This is a genomic window from Nocardioides nitrophenolicus, assembly GCF_016907515.1.
GTDB classification, from domain to species: domain Bacteria; phylum Actinomycetota; class Actinomycetes; order Propionibacteriales; family Nocardioidaceae; genus Nocardioides; species Nocardioides nitrophenolicus.
This window is the reverse complement of record NZ_JAFBBY010000001.1, coordinates 3,660,515-3,676,767: the sequence shown is the minus strand read 5'-3', so window position 1 is coordinate 3,676,767 and position 16,253 is coordinate 3,660,515. Positions and strand designations below refer to the sequence as shown.

Sequence of the window (16,253 nt, the reverse complement as noted above, 5' to 3'; positions counted from 1 at the left end):
TCTCTCTTTCGTTCAGGCGTCGAACTGGGCGCGGAGTGCGGGCAGGACCTTCTCGCCGATCAGGCGCAGCGCGCCGATCGGGTCGGTGCCCATGGGTGGGCCGAAGGAGATGTGGCGGACGCCGGAGTCGATCAGCTGGCCGCACTGCTCGATCACGTCGTCGACGCCGCCGACGATGCCGAGGCCGAGCATGGCGTCGGTGACCGAGTCGATCGCCTCCTCGACCCGGCCCTGGTCCATCAGGGACTGGGTGTGCTCGAACTCGGCGACGTCGAGGCCGTTGGCAGTGAGCGCGGCGGGGGCCAGCGAGCCGCTGTACTCGGCGATGTGCGCGGCCAGGATCCGCCGGGCGGCGGCGCGGTCGTCGGAGATCGAGGCCCAGACGCAGGCCGCGAGGTCGAAGTCCGCCATCGTGCGCCCGGCGGCGGAGTTCGCCTCGGCGATCTGGTGGGTGACGGCGCGGACGTGGCGCGGAGGCAGGCACAGCGAGAGCGCGCCGTCGGCGTGGGCTCCCGCGACGGCCAGCATCCGGGGGCCGAGGCCGCCGACGTAGATCGGCGTGGGGTGCGCGTCACGCAGCACGGCCTGCGCGGACCAGCCCTCGGCGGCGTACGGCGTGCCGAGCGGGCTGCGGCCGGCGAGCAGCTCGCGGATGGTCACCACCGCCTGCCGGGTGCGAGGGGCGGCCTTGAGGGCCGGGGTGATGCCGGCGCGCGCGAAGTAGACGTCGGAGCCGGCGCCGATGCCGAGCAGGAACCGGCCGCCGGAGAGCTCCTGCAGGCCGGTGGCGATCTGCGCGATCTGGCCCGGATGCAGGCTGACCGGGTCCAGCACGCCGCTGCCGAACTTGATCCGGGTGGTCCGCATCGCGATCGCGGCGAGGGCGACGACGCCGGGCTCGCCCAGGAAGTCGTTGCCGGTCCAGACCTGGTCGAAGCCCGCCTCCTCGGCGGCGATCGCCTTCTCGACGACCCCGAGCACGCCGGGCGCTCCGGTCTGGCCGCCCACGCGGGCGCTGAAGATCGGGGTCATGAGGGCTCTCCTGTCGGTGGCGTCGGGTCGACGACCTCGACCCGCATCCGCAGCTCCTCCGGTGTGTCGGGACACATCACGAGGGGGCGGGCGGCGAGGTAGGCGTCCGGTACGTCGGCGCCCAGGCTGGGCTGGACGGCCGCGATCGCGTTGGTGATGGCGAAGTAGCAGAAGGCACGGCCCTCGGGCACGGTCACGCCGGTGGCGGACAGCTCGAAGCTGTCGCCGACCGCGAGGCCGCAGGCCGAGTAGTTGAAGCCCTCCACGGTGCAGCGCACCCGCAGGCTCATCGCGGGTCCTCCCCCAGCTCCTCGATCCGCAGCACCACGCGGTCCTCGGCGTGCGGGCAGGACAGGTAGGGCTTGCGGACCAGCCAGTCGTCGACCGGCAGCGGGTACTGGCGGGCGGCGAGCACCGGCGCCACGGCGGCGAGCGCGGCCGAGCAGAACTCCCGACCGTCCGTCGCGATGGTGGATCCGTCGATCACGACCGCGTCTCCGACGCGCAGTCCGCACCGCGGGCTCTCGGCCCGGTCCACCACCACCCGCAGCCGCGGGGCCGGGGCGGTGAGCCGAGGCTCGGTCATGATCCGGCGCCCCGGAGCGGCCCGGCGCCGTACGTCGGGTCGTCGGGCAGGGTGAGTCGGTGCTGCTCGTCGGCGAGGGCGGAGGCGGCGAGCGGGGCCAGCAGCATCCGCCGGGTGCCGGCGTGCGCCAGGGCGCCGTACGCGTCGCGCAGCACCCGCTGCACCGGGCTGCGGTCCAGGATCAGCTGCCCGCCGAGGAGCTCGGTCGTCAGGTCCACGACCCGGCGCAGCGCCACGGCCGCCGCCGCGTTCGCCGCCGTCATCCGCGCTTCGTGCACGGGCGCCAGCGCGTCGCCACCGAAGATCACCTCGTCGACCAGGTCGGCGACCGCCCGCACGCCGGCGTAGGCGAAGTCGACCTCGGCCATGGCCAGGCCGAGGGTCTGCAGCGCCGCGGAGTCGGGATTGGCGGCGCTGCCCGCCGGGACCCGGCGCCCGACCACCGCCGCCGCCTCGTGCACCAGGTGCCGAGAGACGCCCAGGGCGACCCCGGTCAGGGCGTAGTGCGCCAGCCGGACACTGCGGTTCAGCGGATCGCGGGACTGGTCGTACTCGGCCTCCCGGTCGAAGGAGTGGTGCTCCGGGACGAAGACCGGCTCGACGATCTCGTACGACGTGCTGCCGGACCCGCGGACGCCGAGCGTCTGCCAGTTGTGCAGCACGGTGAGCCGGTCCTTCGGCAGCCACAGCCCGAGGTGCATCTGCTTGCCGCCGGAGCCGATGACGGGGGTGTCGCCGTCGAAGACCTCGGCGCTGCCGACGACGTGGTCCGCGGTGTAGCTCCCGCTGCCCCAGTCCCAGTGGCCGGTCACGAGGAAGCCGCCGTCGACGCGCTGGGCCCGGCCCCGGGGATGGAAGGACCCACTGGTCGGCCGGTCGCGGGTCGGGTAGAGCTCGGCGTACGCCTGGTCGCCGAGCCGGGCGGCGTAGTAGCCGCCGGCGTTGAGGACGGCGACATTCCAGGCGGCGGACGCGTCCACGGCGGCGATCTCGGCCACCACCTCGGTCTGCTGGGCCAGGGTCATCTCCAGCCCGCCCCGGAAGGCGGGGAAGGCCATCTGGAAGACGCCCGCGGCGCGGAAGGCGGCCTCCAGCCGCGGGGTGAGCCGGGCCGCCTCCTCGACGGCATCGGCCTCGGCGGCGACCAGCGGCAGCAGTGCGCGGGCGTTGGACAGCACCGCCTCGGCCGACTCGGGCGCCCGGAGGTCGACCCCGAGGTCGGGGGTGGTGGTGGAGGCGGAGGTGGTGGTGGTGGTCACGACGAGAGTCCTTTCGAGGGCGCGGCTAGGCCGTGATCGGCTCGCCACCGGTGACCCAGAGGGTCTGGCCGGTGAGCGCCGGGGAGGCGACGAGCAGGCGCACGGCGGCGGCCACGTCGTCGGGGGACGGGAAGGTGGGCAGGGCGAGACGCCGGGCGAGCTCCTGGCCCAGCGCGGCGGCGGACGCGGACGGCTCGCTCGCCGACTCCGGATCGAGGACCCGGCCGGGCGCCACCACGTTGGCGGTGATGCCGGCCGTGCCCTCCTCGAGCGCGAGCTGGCGGGTGAGCGCCGCGCCCGCGGCCTTGGCGGCGGCGTACCCACCGGCGCCCGGGAGGGGGCGGGCCATCGACGCGCCGGCCACGTAGACCACCCGACCGCGACCGAGCCGGCGCATCCCGGGCACCACCCGGGCACAGAGCGCGGCATGGGCCGCGGCGCCTGCCAGCTGGGCGGCGAGCACGCCGGGGTCGAGCTCGGCGACCGGCGTACCGAACCCGGCGGGCGGGTGCGCCGCGTTGACCAGGATCTCGACCGGGCCCGAGCCCGCCTCGACCGCACTCAGCGCGGCGTCCAGCGCCGCCGGGTCGCCGAGGTCGCAGGCGAGCGCCTGGACACAGCCGTCCACCCGGTCGCCCGAACGGGACAGGGCGGCGACGCGGGCGCCGTCGGCCGCGAGCGCGCGCACGACCGCCCGGCCGATCGGCCCGGTCGCGCCCGCCACGAGGGCGACCGGTCCCCCGGCCGTCACCGCAGCACCGCCGAGAGGAAGCCGCGGGTGCGCTCGTGCTGCGGGTCGTCGAGCACCTGGCCGGGCGAGCCCATCTCGACGATGACGCCCTGGTCCATGAACACGACGCGGTCGGCCACCTCGCGGGCGAACCCGATCTCGTGGGTCACCACGACCATGGTGATGCCGCCGGTCCTGGCGAGATCCTGCATCACGGCGAGCACCTCGCCGACCAGCTCGGGGTCCAGGGCCGAGGTCGGCTCGTCGAAGAGCATCACGTCCGGGCGCAGCGCCATCGCCCGGGCGATGGCGACCCGCTGCTGCTGGCCGCCGGACAGCTTCGACGGGTAGGAGTCCTCCTTGCCGGCCAGGCCGACCCGGCCGAGGAGCTCGGCCGCGTGGGCCCGGGCCTGCGCGGGCTTGTCCTTCTTGACCCGGATCGGCGCGAAGGCCACGTTCTCCAGGGCCGTCATGTGCGGGAACAGGTTGAAGTGCTGGAAGACCATGCCCACCCGCAGCCGCTGTTGGCAGGCCGCGGACTCGCGCAGCTCGTGGAGCCGGCCGGCCCGCTCCTCGTAGCCGATCAGGCGGCCGTCGACGCGGATGGTGCCGGCCGAGATGTCCTCCAGGTGGTTGAGGGTGCGGAGCAGGGTGCTCTTGCCGGACCCGGAGGGACCGATGATGCAGACGTTCTCGCCGCGGGCGACGTCGAGGTCGATGCCGTGTAGGACCTCGACGGAGCCGTAGGACTTGCGGACGCCGCGGATGGCGATCATCGGGCCGTCGTACGCCGACGGCGCGGTCAGGGTTTCGGGCGCGCGCCTCACTTCTCGGCCGCCTTTCGCTCGAGGAAGTACTGGCCGACCGAGAGCACCGCGATCACGGTGAGGTACCAGATGGTGCCGACGATGAGCATCTCGATGGTGCGGAAGGTGACGCCGGAGATGCCGAGGACGGCGGTCATCAGGTCGCCACCCGCGATCACCGAGACGATGGCCGACGCCTTGAGCATCCCGATCAGCTCGTTGCCGAGGGGCGGGATGATCACCCGCAGCGCCTGCGGCAGCACGATGTACCGGAGGGTGCCGACCTGCGGGAGGCCGAGCGCCATGGCGGCCTCGTGCTGCCCGCGACCGACGGAGAGCAGGCCGGCGCGGACCACCTCCGCCATGTAGCCAGACCCGGCCAGCGCCAGCGCGGTCACCGAGGCCCAGAAGGGCGTGACCACCTCGCTGACGGGCGCCGACCAGAGCTCCACCCCGGTCAGGGGGATCGCGATCGTGAGGTTGTCGAAGAACAGGCCGAGGTTGCCCACGAAGATCAGCAGGACGACGAGCGGGATGCCGCGGAAGACGAAGACCCAGACCGCGGCCGCGCCGGCGACGATCCGGCTGGCCGAGGTCCGCATCACGCCGACGACGACGGCCAGGACCAGCCCGGCGACCATGCCGAGCGCCGTCATGGCCAGGGTCAGGCGCAGTCCCCGCAGCACGTTGGCGTCGAAGAGGTAGTCACCGACGACGCTCCACTCGAGGTTGTCGTTGGTGGCGACCCCCTTGACCGCCCCGGCGACGAGCAGCAGGACGACGGCCGCGCCGATCCCCCGGCCCCAGTGCCGGACGGGAACGACCTTCGGGACCGGGGCGGCGTCGGCGGGCGGTGCGATCACCGTCCGGCCGGCCACGGCTGGCTTGGTCATCAGCGCGGCCGCTACTTCTCGCCGACCGGCGTCGAGGTGATCGGGTTCGCGACGACCTCGTCCACGGTGATGGCGGCGGCCGAGGAGTCGTTCGCGGCGAAGATCTCGTCGTACCGGCCGCTCTCGATCAGCGCGCGCAGCGCCTCCACGAGGGCCTTGGTGAGCTCGGGCTTGTCCTTGCCGACGGCGATGCCGTTGTAGACGGGCGCGATCTCGTCCTCGGGGACCTCGACCGCGGTGAGGTCGCCGTCGGCGTCGGCGGCGACGACCTGGCTGGCCGTCGTGTCCAGCCAGGCGTCGATCGAGCCCGACTTGACCGCGCTGATCGCCAGCGTGGCGCCCTGGAACTCCTTGATCTCGACCGGCTGGGAGGCGCACTCCGCCGCGCTCACCCGCTCCAGCTCCGCGACCGTCTCCGAGCCGACCGGGGCGCCGATCGTCGTACCGCACATGTCGCCGAGCTTGGTCACGCCGTCGGCGTCGGCGGCGGGAAGGAGCAGGGCCATGGTCGTCTTGTAGAACGGCACCATGTCGACGATGCTCTGCTCCCGCTCCTCGGTGACGTTGACCTGACCGAAGAGCGCGTCGACGACGCCGGACTGGACGCCCGGCAGCTGCGCCGGCCACTGCATGTTCTGCCAGGTGGCCTTCACCCCCAGCTCCTCGCCGAGCGCGGCGGCGAGGTCCGGGGCCAGGCCGACCGGCTTGGTGGTGTCGGAGGCGGTGACGCTGATGATCGGTGGCGTCTCCCAGAGCGCGCCGAAGCTGACCTCGCCCGAGTCCTGGTTCGCCTTCGGCAGGGTCTTGAACAGGGCCGTGCCCCCGGTGGCGGCCGGCTTGTCGCCGTCGTCGTCGGAGGACGAGCCACAGGCGGTCAGCGAGGCGGTGGCGGCGAGGGCGGCGACCAGGCCGATCGCCCGGAAGCGGTGGGTGAGAGGAGTCATGACGGGTTCTTTCTCTGGGGCGCGGACAGGGACGCGCGGGGAGGGGAGGGTCCCGAGAAGATCGAGGCTTCGGTGGACGGGTCGGTGGACGGGCGGGATGGTCGGAGCGGACGGGGTCAGACCAGGACCAGGGCGCACCCTGCTCGGTCGGCGGCCAGCCTCACGGCGGTCTTGTCGGCGCGATCGGCTCCGCAGAGCACGACGGTGTACTCGTGGCCGAAGCGGTCGAGGAAGTAGACGATCTCGTCGTCGGTGGTGTGTGCCGCCCCGGGGCGGGGCGCGATCGTGGCGAGTCGGCGTACCCGCTCTTCGCCGTGCTCGGCCAGCACCCGGGCGGCCGCGTCGGCGGCCTCGGCCGGCACCTCCGGCAGCAGGCAGATCCCCCGCCGCCACCCGGTGGGCCGGTGCAGCGCGCGGAGCCGGAGGTCCCAGGCGTCCGGGCCGGTCGCCGCCATCAGCTCGGCTCCTTCAGCCGGCGGAAGGCGGAGCCGTGGAACACGAGCGGCTCGCCCGCGAGGTCGCCGACGGTGTCGCCGTCGACGTCGAGCACCTCGAGCAGGACCATGGTGTGGTCGCCGGCGGGGAACTCGTCGTGGATGCGACACCACAGCCGCAGCGGGGTGTCGGGGACGATCAGCGCCCCCGAGTCCATCCGCCGCAGCGGGTCGTTGACCAGCCGGGCCTCCTTCTCGCGCGAGGCCAGCTGGCGGCAGAGCTCGCCGTGCTCGGCGCCCAGCACGCTGACGCCCAGCGATCCGGCGCGCTTCAGCACCGGCCAGGTCCCCGACCCGTTCTGTACGGCGAAGGCCACCAGCGGCGGGTCGAGCGAGACCCCGACCGTGAAGGAGGACACCACCAGCACCTGCGGGGCGCCTTCGACGACGGCGGCGAGCACCGCGACACCGGAGGGGAAGCGGGCGAAGGCCTCGCGGAGGCGGCCCTGGTCGAGTGCGGTTCCGGTCATGCTGACTCCTGGCCTCGGTGCTGGGCGGCGCGGGCGGCGGGGGCGGCCACGACCGTGTGGACGTACTCGGCCGCGGGGAGGCTGAGCGCGTCGCGCAGCTCGAGGAAGGCGGGGATGCTCCTCCTGCCCGGCCAGTCCTCGGGCAGGAGCGACAGCGGCAGCCCGGGGTCGACGTACGGGATCGGGCGCCAGGCGTCGAGGGCGAGGATCCACCGGCGGAAGGCGTCGCGCGGTCCGGGGTCCGCCCGGTAGGCGGCGAGGGACGCCCCGTGGGCCGAGAGGAAGGCCTCGTGGCGGGCGGCGATGGCCGGCAGGTCCCACCAGCGCGCGACGGCGTCGGCGGGGGCGGTCGCGCCGCGGATCTCCTGGACGACGAAGAGGGTGACCTGGCCGGTGAGCCCCAGGTCGGCCACGATCTGCTCCGCCTCGTCGATCAGGAAGCCGGGGCCGATCCACAGCGCGCCCGCGACCGAGCCGCAGCCGATCCAACTGAGCCGCCGCTTGAGCTGGTGGCGCAGCTGGCGGTCGTCCTCGGGGACGGTGAAGGAGATGACGAACCAGTCGTGGTCGTCGTCCATGAACCGCGGCTGGTGGATGCGCCGGTCACCACGCTCGAGCATCCGGCGGGCGGCGTCGGTCAGCGAGTAGCCGGCACTGCCCGCCCGCGCCTCGAGGACCAGGATCCCCTTGGCCTTGAGCCGGGTCAGCGCGGTGCGGGTGCGCCCGGCCGGGACGCCGAGCTCGTCGAGCAGCGTGACGAACGCCGAGGAGGACAGCCAGCCGCCCTCGGCGCGGACGCTGACCCCGATCACGGTGCGCAGCAGCGAGGTGGTGCTGCCGACCCGCGCGTCGAGGTCGTCCATGACACCGCTCATGTGCCCTCCCTCGACCTGGTCGCCTTGCGGAACAGATATTTCATGACTGTTCCGTACGTCACATTTGTGAATGTAGTCCGGCTTCGTCACGTTCGTCAACGAATTGAAACGTCAGTTCTGTTAAGCCTCGTGACAGGCGCGTTACGCCGGCCCGCCGCGCGGTCGCCTAGGATCCGGGAGTCACACCGCCGGCAGCAGCGCTGAGAGGGATCGACTCGTGGAGGAGCTCGTCGACGAGTTCGACGCCCGGCCGGGGAGCGCGACCTCGCTGCTGCGCACCGTGCTCGGCGTCTCCGTCGCCGCCGGGGAGCCCTGGCTCACCTCCGGCTCGCTCGTCTCCCTGATGGAGGCGGTCGACGTGAGCGGTGCGCGGACCCGGACGGCCCTGACCCGGCTGAAGGCCAAGGGCATCGTCACCACCGACGTCCGCGAGGGCGCCTCCGGCTACGTGCTCACCCCGCGCGCCGAGGCGACGATCCAGCGCGACATCCAGCGGATCGTGGCGCCCCGCTTCATGACCGTGGACTCGCCCTGGTGCGTGATCTCGTTCTCGATCCCCGAGGAGCAGCGCGACCTGCGCCACCAGCTGCGCCGCCGGCTCACCTGGGTGGGCTGCGGCTCCGTGGCGGCCGCCCTCCTCATCGCGCCCGGCTTCATGGTCGACGAGATCGAGCAGATCGTCGCCGACCTCGGCGTGGCCGACCGGGTGACCCTCTTCCTCGTCGACTCGATCCGGGGCGCGACCGAGCCGCCGGTCGCCGTCCAGCGCTGGTGGGACCTGGAGTCGGTGTGGGCGCTCCACGACGTCTTCCGCGAGACCGTCGAACCCGACGTCGCGGCGTTCCGTGCCGGCCGCGAGCCCCGCGCGGCGTTCCGCACCTGGATCCGGGCGCTGGACACCTGGCGACCCATCACGTACGTCGACCCGGCGCTGCCCGCCGAGTTCCTGCCCACGGACTGGCCGGGGAACCAGACGCTGCCGCGGTTCCTCGAGCTGCGGGACCTGGTGCGCGAGCCCGCCGCGGCCTATGTGGCCGCGGTCGTGGGGCGAGCGGCGGGGGCGGCCCGGCCGACATCCTCGCCGCACCTGCCGAAGAGACCGGCGACTGGGGACCAAAGCCCCTCGTGACCGCCTCGCTCGGGCCCTGGAATGGAGGTGACCCATCGGCCCGCAGTGCAGGAGAGAGACAGCCATGAGAGCAGCAGTCGTGACGGGGTTCGAGAGCCCCCTCGTCATCGAGGAGCGGCCGGTGCCGGAGCCGGGCGCCGGCCAGGTCGTCGTACGGATGGAGGCCTGCGGTCTGTGCCACACCGACATCCACGCCGCGCACGGCGACTGGCCGGTCAAGCCGACACCACCGTTCGTTCCGGGCCACGAGGGCGTCGGCGTCGTCAGTGCCGTCGGCCCCGGCGTGACCCAGCGCGCGGTCGGCGACCGCGTCGCGATCGCCTGGCTGGGCCACGCCTGCGGCCACTGCGACCACTGCGTCAGCGGCTGGGAGACGCTCTGCGAGCAGCAGCAGAACAGCGGCTACTCCGTCGACGGTGCCTTCGCCGAGTACGCCGTCGCCGACGCCGCCTACGTCGTGCCGGTGCCCGACGGGGTCAGCTCCTTCGACGCCGCGCCACTGACCTGCGCCGGCGTGACGACCTACAAGGCGATCAAGGTCGCGCGCGTCGTCCCCGGCGAGCGCGTGGCCGTGTTCGGTGTCGGCGGGCTCGGGCACCTCGCGGTGCAGTACGCACGGCTCGTCGGCGCGGAGGTCATCGCCGTCGACCTCACCGACGAGAAGCTGCGACTGGCTCGCCAGCTGGGCGCCGACCACACCGTGAACGCCGGCACCACCGATCCGGTCCAGGCGATCGCGGACCTCGGCGGCGCCGATGTCGCGATCGCGCTCGCGGTCACCCCGAGGGCCTTCGAGCAGGCCTTCGCCGCACTGCGCCGCGGCGGCCGGCTGGTGTGCGTCGCGCTGCCGCCCGAGGGCGACGGCCCGATGCACCTGCCGATCTTCGACACCGTGCTCAAGGGGATCTCGGTGATCGGCTCGATCGTCGGAACTCGTCAGGACCTCGCCGAGGTGTTCCGGCTGCACGCGCTGGGGCGCACCAGGGTCATCGCGGAGGCGCGCAAGCTCGAGCAGGTCAACGAGGCCATCGGCGACGTGCTGCACGCCCGTACGGCGGCACGGCTCGTCTTCGAGCTCTGAGCGCCGCGCGCCGCGCGCCGCGCGCCGCGGCTAGTAGAGCGCCTTGCCCCCGTCGAGGCGGATCACCGTCCCGTTGAGGTACGACGAGCAGGTGGCCAGGAACAGCAGCGTCTCCGCGACGTCGTCGGCGTCACCGTTGCGGAACTCGTAGCGCGAGCCGACCCGGTAGGTGTCGCCGTCGACGAGCGGCTCACCCCGGTACTCGCGCAGCGCGTCGTTGGTCCCGTCGTCGGAGCGGAAGAACTGGGTCGGCGCGACCGCGTTGCACTGGACGGTCGGCGAGAGCGCGACGGCCAGCTGCTCCATCAGCCGGATCAGTGCGGTCTTGGACAGCCCGTGCGGGATGAGGTTGGGCCAGGCCTCGTTGGTGGAGTTGCCGACCAACGCGATGATCCGGCCATGGCCCTGTCGCTTCATGACCTCGGCCGCGGCCTGGCTGAGGAAGAACGGACCGCGGATGTTGATGCCGAAGGAGGCGTCGAAGTCCTCCTCGGTGACGTCCTCGAACTCCTTCGAGCGCAGCGAGCTGGCGTTGTGGATCAGCACGGACAGGTCGCCGCGCCACGCCACCGTCTCCGCCACGAGGCGCCGGGCGGCCTCGGTGTCGGAGACATCCGCCTCGATGGCGCGCGCCCGGCCACCGTCGGCGTGGATGAGCGCGACGGTCTCCTCCGCCAGGTCGGCCTGGCGCCAGTGGTTGACCACCACGTTCGCACCCTCGGCCGCGAACCGGCGGGCGAAGACGCGGCCGGCCCGTTCGGCCGCCCCGGTGATGAGGACCGTCTTCGCGGTGATGTCGGCTGTCATGTTCTCTCCTGATCGATCGTCGTGAAGGACTTGCTCAGACCACGCGGACGCCCGCGCGCCAGACCGCGCGGGTGAGCGGTACGCCGGGCCGGTAGGCCAGGTGCGTCACCGACGGCGCGTCCAGCAGCTGCAGGTCGGCTCGGGCGCCGGGCCGGATCGCGCCGACCGGCGGCTGGGTCCGGCCGCGCGGGTCGACCCACTCCCCGTCCGCGATGCCGAGCGCCATCGCCCCGCCGTAGGTGGCCGCTCGGACCGCCTCCGCCACGGTCAGCCCCATCTGGAGCACCGCGGTGGCGACCGAGAAGCCCACGGAGGTGGTGAACGAGGTGCCGGGGTTGCAGTTCGACGCGATGGCGACGACGGCCCCGGCGTCGAGCAGGCGGCGGGCCGGGGCGAGCGGCATCCGGGTCGACAGGTCGCAGGCCGGGAGGACCGTCGCCACCGTCCCCCGCCCGCAGGTCCACGAGTCCGCGATGGCAGCGACGTCGGCGTCGGCGAGGAAGCCGAGATGGTCGACGCTGAGCGCGCCGAACTCCACCGCGACGCGCGCGCCGGGACCGGGCCCGAGCTGGTTGCCGTGCACGTGGCTGGCGAGACCCTGTGCCCGCGCGGCCTCCAGCACCGTCCGGGTCGCGCTCTCGTCGAAGGCGCCGACCTCGCAGAAGACGTCGACGGCCGAGACGTGCGGCGCCACCGCCGCCAGCATGGGACCGGTCACCAGGCCGAGGTAGTCGTCGAGCGCCTCGCCCGACGGCAGGACATGGGCGCCGAGGAAGGTGACCGCGTCGACGTGGCGCCCCGCGATCCGGGCCGACCGGAGCTCGTCGGCCACGGTGAGGCCGTACCCGGTCTTGGTCTCCAGGGTCGTCGTTCCGCCGCGCCGCGCCTCCGCGACCAGCCGCTGGAGGTTGCGTTCGAGCTGCGCGTCCGACGCGGCGCGGGTCGCCTCGACCGTGACGTTGATGCCGCCCGCGGCATAGGACTCCCCCGCCATCCGCGCCTCGAACTCGGCGGTCCGGTCGCCCGCGAAGACCAGGTGGGTGTGCGCGTCGACCCAGCCGGGCAGCACGGCGCGACCGTCGGCGTCGTACCGGCGATCGGCCGGGGGCGCCTTCCGGCGGGGGCCGACCCACGCCACCCGGTCCTGATCGAGGATCACCGCCGCGTCTTCGATCCGGCCGCGGTGGGCGGCGTCGTTCGTCGTGAGCTCGCCGATGTCGTCGATCAACAGCGCGCCGGAGGCGGCGTGCCTCTCGCTGTCGCTCATCCGCGGGCCTGCCCGACCCGCGGCTCCCGGAGACGGGAGAACTGCTCGGTGGCATAGGACCGGCCGCTCGTCGGGGCGACGAAGGGCACCGTCGTGTGGTCCCGCCCCTCGAGCTCGCTCTCGATCACGTGGCGCAGCAGCTCACCCACGACCGGCGAGGTCTTGAACTGGGTGCCCGACGTGGCCATCGCGACGAACAGTCCCTCGACGCAGGTGCGGTCGTAGATCGGGAGCCAGTCCTCCGCGGCGTCGTACAGGCCGACCACACCGGTCCGCGCACGCGGGATGCCGAGGTCCGGTATCCGGCGGGCCAACCGCAGCGTCGTCCGCTCCCAGTTGGCCGCGCTCACCCGCCGGTCGAACCGATCGGGGTCCTCGACGACGGTCTGCTCCTCCGGCAGATCGCCGTTGCTGCCGCCGAGGAAGGCGTTGCCGTGCTCCGGACGGAAGTTGAGGTTGAGGTCGCCGTCCACGAGGTGCACCCCGTCGAGGGCGGTCTCGATGCCCGGCGGCGCGGGCACGTGCACCAGCTCCTCGCGGATCCGCCGGGTGGCGATCCGGAAGTCCGACGTGGCGCCGACCGAGCGGAGCAGCGCGTCGGAGTGCGGGCCCGCCGCGACGAGCACCGCCGCGGCACTCAGGCGGCGGCCGTCGGCCAGGGCGACGCCGACGACGCGCCCGGCCCGCAGCTCGAGCCGGGCGACCTCCGTCGAGAGCCGGACGTCGGCTCCCGCCCGGCGCGCGGCGTCCATCAGGTTCACCGCCGCGAGAGTGGGATCGCCGACATAGCCGGACTGCTCGGTGTAGAGGGCCCCGGGCAGGTACTCGGTCGGCTCCGACCAGAAGGCCTCGTCATCGATCGGGACCGGCGGCCCGAAGCGCCGGAAGTCGAGGTACGGCAGACGTTCGGCCATCTCCGCCAGGGTCCACGCCTCGAACGGGACGACCGCCGCGCGCATCGACTCCGCCGCACGGTCGGTGAAGCCGTTGCCCGCGTCGAGGATCAACGAGCCGCACCGCACGAAGCGCGCGAGGTGCTCGTCGGGGCCGGCGTCGAGGAACCCGGCCCAGTCGTTCCACACCGCCACGGCGTCCGCCGCCATCGCGACACTCTGCTCATCGCTGGCATGGACGCGGATGATGCCGGCCGAGGAGCCGGTGGAGCCGTCCCCCACACCGCTGTTGCGCTCGATGACGACCACGTCGTGGCCGGCCCGGGCGAGCGCGAGGGCCGCGCTCGCGCCGATCACCCCGGCGCCGATGATCAGGATCTCCGCTGAGTTCTCCATGGCTGCGTCCGTCGGGGGCGACGGCTCACAGACCCCAGCCCTCGTGCGGCTCCAGGGCCCCGGCCTGCTTGACGAACGACTCCCGCAGGTCGGCCACCCGGTCGCCCTCGAAGGTGAGCAGGAAGTTGCCCGCCAGGGTGAACGGCTCGCCGTTCGAGCGCAGCGTCGCCCACCACTCGACGCCCACGCGATCGCCGTCGATCACCGGCACGCCGTACCGGAAGTCCACGTCGCTCACGCCCTCGAGCGCGGCCTCCCAGAAGCCGGCGATCGCCCGGTGGCCGACGTAGGGCTGCTCGAGGAAGGGGCTGTTGCGGTAGCTGCCGTCCTCGGTCATGACGGCGACGGCCCCCGGCACGTCCGCTTCCCGCCACACCCGGCCGAACTCCGCCAGCCAGGCGTCGACGACCTCGACCGAAACACTCATCGCTCGTTCCTCACTCTCGTTGGGCGCCGCCGGAGCGGCTTCGGCACAACTGTATGCGAATTCTGGAGATTCGAATAGCATTATGCGAAACCGATGCGGACCCACCCCGCCGCGCGCATCCCGCGCAGCGTCCCGGCTCGTCCGCCGGGACGAGAGAGGACTTCCAGATGGCCCCCACTCCTGCGACCGCGTCCGACGCGACGAGCCGGCTCGACGACCTGTACGACGTCGCCAGCGCGGAGCCGATCGTCGAGGACGACGCCTTCCTCGAGCGCGTCGTCGCCGACGCGGAGCTCCCGGTGCTGCTCGCCGCCCTGGCCGCGGCGCTCGGCGACACCTCGATCCTGCGGGCCGACCTGCGCCCGCCCCTCACCCCGATCGACACCCAGCCCCATCCGCACGGCGGGATGTCCGCCGCACAGCAGGAAGCGGCTCGAGCCCTCGCCCTCTCGGCGCTTGCCACCGTGAGGGACAAGGGGATCACCGAGGTCGGCCTCCTCCCCGACGAGACCGTCCGCGCGATCCTCGCCTTCCTCAGCGCAGGCCAGGAGTCGTGGATCCCCATGCTGAAGCACGAGCTGGACCTGGCCGCGGACAAGGGCGGACGCCCCTCCTGGTCCTTCGCCGAGGTGGCCGCAGGACGCGACTTCCCGGTGCTGATCGTCGGCGCCGGCGTGGCCGGCATCGCGGCCGCGCATCGCTACGCACAGGCCGGCGTGCCCATCACCGTCATCGACGCCAACTCGGCCGTGGGCGGCACCTGGGCCAAGAACACCTATCCGGGCGTGCGCCTGGACACCCCCACCTTCGGCTACTCCTACTCGTTCGCCCAGCGGGGCGACTGGCCCCATCAGTTCGCCCAGGGCGGCGAGATCCTCGACTACCTGCGCGACGTCGCCGAGCGCGCCGGCATCGCCGACCGGATCGAGTTCTCGACCCGGCTCACGCGGCTGCGCTGGGACGAGACCGACGCCCGCTGGGAGGCGACGACCCGCGGCCCGGACGGCGCGGAGCAGGTGCGCCGCTTCGCCGCCGTCGTCAGCGCCCTCGGCCAGCTCGACCGCCCCCACATCCCCGACTTCGCGGGCCAGGAGCTCTTCACCGGCGTCACCATGCACTCCCAGGAGTGGGACCACTCCGTCGACCTGACGGGCAGACGGGTGGCCGTGATCGGCACCGGCGCCAGCGCCTACCAGATCGTGCCCGCGATCGTCGACGACGTCGCCGCGCTGACCGTCTTCCAGCGCAGCGCGCCCTGGATGCTGCCCGCGCCGAACTACCACCACCAGGTGAGCGACGGCTTCCGGTGGCTGCAGCGCAAGGTTCCCCACTACGCCCAGTGGTACCGGCTCTGGGTCATCCTGACGGGCATCCCGGGACGCGCGCACACCGTCACGGCCGAACCGGGCTGGACCGGCGCGCCGCTGAGCATCTCGCGCAAGAACCAGGAGCTGCGCGAGCACCTGGTCGCGCGGCTCGAGCGCCAGTTCGGGAGCGAGCCGGAGCTGCTGGCGCACGTGATCCCGTCCTACCCGCCGGGCGCGAAGCGGATGCTGCGCGACAACGAGGTCTGGGCCGCGGCCCTGCTCGCCGACAAGTCGACCCTGGTGACGGCCGGCATCGAGCGGTTCACCGAGCGCGGGATCGTCGACGCGTCGGGGGTCGAGCACGAGGTCGACGTCGTCGTCTTTGCGACCGGTTTCAAGCCGTCGGACTATCTCGAGGGAGTGGAGGTCGTCGGGCGCCACGGCACGGAGATCCACGACTTCTGGGACGGCGACACGCGTGCGCACAACGGGGTGACCGTGCCCGGCTTCCCCAACCTGTTCCTGGTGTACGGGCCCAATGTCGGCGGAGTCGTCGCCGGCAGCCTGCACTTCATGCTGGAACGCGCGGTGGAGTACTCCCTCGACGCGGTGCACGAGGTACTCCGCCGCGGGGCGGCCGCGATCGACGTCCGCCGCGAGGCCCTCGACCGGTTCGTGGCCTGGGTCGACGAGGGCAACCGGAGGATGGCCTGGGGACAGCCCTATGTCCACACCTGGTACCAGAACCGGCACGGGCGCGTCTCCCAGATCTGGCCCTACACGAACGTCGAGTACTTCGACAGCACCGCCGCGGTCACCGAGTCCGACCACGAGTTCCTGTGACGAGAGGCGAATCC

The 16,253-nt window shown here is 73.1% G+C and carries 18 protein-coding genes; 3 read left to right on the top strand and 15 right to left on the bottom strand.

Features of this window, described 5'->3' with window-relative positions; translation table 11 throughout:
• Positions 1–12 precede the first annotated feature (12 nt).
• The 11 genes from JOD66_RS17910 to JOD66_RS17860 all read right to left on the bottom strand — a co-directional run bounded on the left by JOD66_RS17910 (position 13) and on the right by JOD66_RS17860 (position 8,089).
• Entirely contained in the window at positions 13–1,032 is a 1,020-nt protein-coding gene (locus JOD66_RS17910; protein ID WP_204838190.1) for an LLM class flavin-dependent oxidoreductase, read from the bottom strand.
• Positions 1,029–1,322: a hypothetical protein gene (locus JOD66_RS17905; RefSeq protein ID WP_204838189.1), complete on the bottom strand. Its 294-nt coding sequence runs from the start codon at positions 1,320–1,322 to the stop codon at positions 1,029–1,031. The genes JOD66_RS17910 and JOD66_RS17905 overlap by 4 nt, the downstream gene beginning before the upstream one ends.
• Positions 1,319–1,618: a TIGR04076 family protein gene (locus JOD66_RS17900; RefSeq protein ID WP_204838188.1), complete on the bottom strand. Its 300-nt coding sequence runs from the start codon at positions 1,616–1,618 to the stop codon at positions 1,319–1,321. The genes JOD66_RS17905 and JOD66_RS17900 overlap by 4 nt, the downstream gene beginning before the upstream one ends.
• Positions 1,615–2,877 carry an acyl-CoA dehydrogenase family protein gene (locus JOD66_RS29565; RefSeq protein WP_204838187.1) on the bottom strand — a complete coding sequence of 421 codons (1,263 nt, stop codon included), beginning with the start codon at positions 2,875–2,877 and terminating at the stop codon, positions 1,615–1,617. Before JOD66_RS29565 ends, JOD66_RS17900 begins: the two co-directional genes overlap by 4 nt.
• A gap of 25 nt (positions 2,878–2,902) precedes the next feature.
• Complete coding sequence (locus JOD66_RS17890; protein WP_204838186.1) at positions 2,903–3,628, bottom strand: SDR family NAD(P)-dependent oxidoreductase; 726 nt, start codon at positions 3,626–3,628, stop codon at positions 2,903–2,905.
• Positions 3,625–4,383 (bottom strand): amino acid ABC transporter ATP-binding protein, encoded by a 759-nt coding sequence (locus JOD66_RS17885; RefSeq protein ID WP_205126445.1) that lies wholly within the window; start codon positions 4,381–4,383, stop codon positions 3,625–3,627. Before JOD66_RS17885 ends, JOD66_RS17890 begins: the two co-directional genes overlap by 4 nt.
• A 47-nt stretch (positions 4,384–4,430) precedes the next feature.
• Positions 4,431–5,306 carry an amino acid ABC transporter permease gene (locus tag JOD66_RS17880; RefSeq protein ID WP_204838185.1) on the bottom strand — a complete coding sequence of 292 codons (876 nt, stop codon included), beginning with the start codon at positions 5,304–5,306 and terminating at the stop codon, positions 4,431–4,433.
• 11 nt (positions 5,307–5,317) lie between these two features.
• Complete coding sequence (locus tag JOD66_RS17875; protein ID WP_204838184.1) at positions 5,318–6,250, bottom strand: transporter substrate-binding domain-containing protein; 933 nt, start codon at positions 6,248–6,250, stop codon at positions 5,318–5,320.
• A gap of 116 nt (positions 6,251–6,366) precedes the next feature.
• Positions 6,367–6,705, bottom strand: a complete 339-nt coding sequence (locus JOD66_RS17870) for a hypothetical protein (RefSeq protein ID WP_204838183.1) — start codon at positions 6,703–6,705, stop codon at positions 6,367–6,369.
• Positions 6,705–7,214 (bottom strand): flavin reductase family protein, encoded by a 510-nt coding sequence (locus tag JOD66_RS17865; protein WP_204838182.1) that lies wholly within the window; start codon positions 7,212–7,214, stop codon positions 6,705–6,707. The genes JOD66_RS17870 and JOD66_RS17865 overlap by 1 nt, the downstream gene beginning before the upstream one ends.
• A complete protein-coding gene (locus JOD66_RS17860; protein WP_204838181.1) occupies positions 7,211–8,089 on the bottom strand; it encodes a PaaX family transcriptional regulator in 879 nt (292 codons plus the stop codon). The genes JOD66_RS17865 and JOD66_RS17860 overlap by 4 nt, the downstream gene beginning before the upstream one ends.
• A gap of 217 nt (positions 8,090–8,306) precedes the next feature.
• Between JOD66_RS17860 and JOD66_RS17855 the strand changes: the two genes are divergently transcribed.
• On the top strand, positions 8,307–9,218 hold the full coding sequence (locus JOD66_RS17855; RefSeq protein ID WP_204838180.1) for a PaaX family transcriptional regulator: 912 nt from the start codon (positions 8,307–8,309) through the stop codon (positions 9,216–9,218).
• A 64-nt stretch (positions 9,219–9,282) separates the two neighbouring features.
• A complete protein-coding gene (adhP, locus tag JOD66_RS17850) occupies positions 9,283–10,299 on the top strand; it encodes an alcohol dehydrogenase AdhP (protein ID WP_204838179.1) in 1,017 nt (338 codons plus the stop codon).
• Between the two features lie 30 nt (positions 10,300–10,329).
• Here adhP and JOD66_RS17845 read toward each other — a convergent pair whose 3' ends face one another.
• From JOD66_RS17845 to JOD66_RS17830, 4 genes are read right to left on the bottom strand one after another with little or no spacing between them, the layout of a single operon-like run.
• Positions 10,330–11,106, bottom strand: coding sequence for an SDR family NAD(P)-dependent oxidoreductase (locus tag JOD66_RS17845; RefSeq protein ID WP_204838178.1), 777 nt, complete (start codon positions 11,104–11,106; stop codon positions 10,330–10,332).
• A 34-nt stretch (positions 11,107–11,140) separates the two neighbouring features.
• Complete coding sequence (hutI, locus tag JOD66_RS17840; RefSeq protein WP_204838177.1) at positions 11,141–12,373, bottom strand: imidazolonepropionase; 1,233 nt, start codon at positions 12,371–12,373, stop codon at positions 11,141–11,143.
• Positions 12,370–13,662 carry an NAD(P)/FAD-dependent oxidoreductase gene (locus JOD66_RS17835; protein ID WP_204838176.1) on the bottom strand — a complete coding sequence of 431 codons (1,293 nt, stop codon included), beginning with the start codon at positions 13,660–13,662 and terminating at the stop codon, positions 12,370–12,372. The genes hutI and JOD66_RS17835 overlap by 4 nt, the downstream gene beginning before the upstream one ends.
• A 25-nt stretch (positions 13,663–13,687) precedes the next feature.
• A complete protein-coding gene (locus JOD66_RS17830; RefSeq protein WP_204838175.1) occupies positions 13,688–14,089 on the bottom strand; it encodes a nuclear transport factor 2 family protein in 402 nt (133 codons plus the stop codon).
• Positions 14,090–14,256: 167 nt separating this feature from the next.
• On the opposite strand from JOD66_RS17830, the gene JOD66_RS17825 reads away from it, so the two are divergent.
• Positions 14,257–16,239, top strand: a complete 1,983-nt coding sequence (locus JOD66_RS17825) for a flavin-containing monooxygenase (RefSeq protein ID WP_204838174.1) — start codon at positions 14,257–14,259, stop codon at positions 16,237–16,239.
• Positions 16,240–16,253 lie beyond the last annotated feature (14 nt).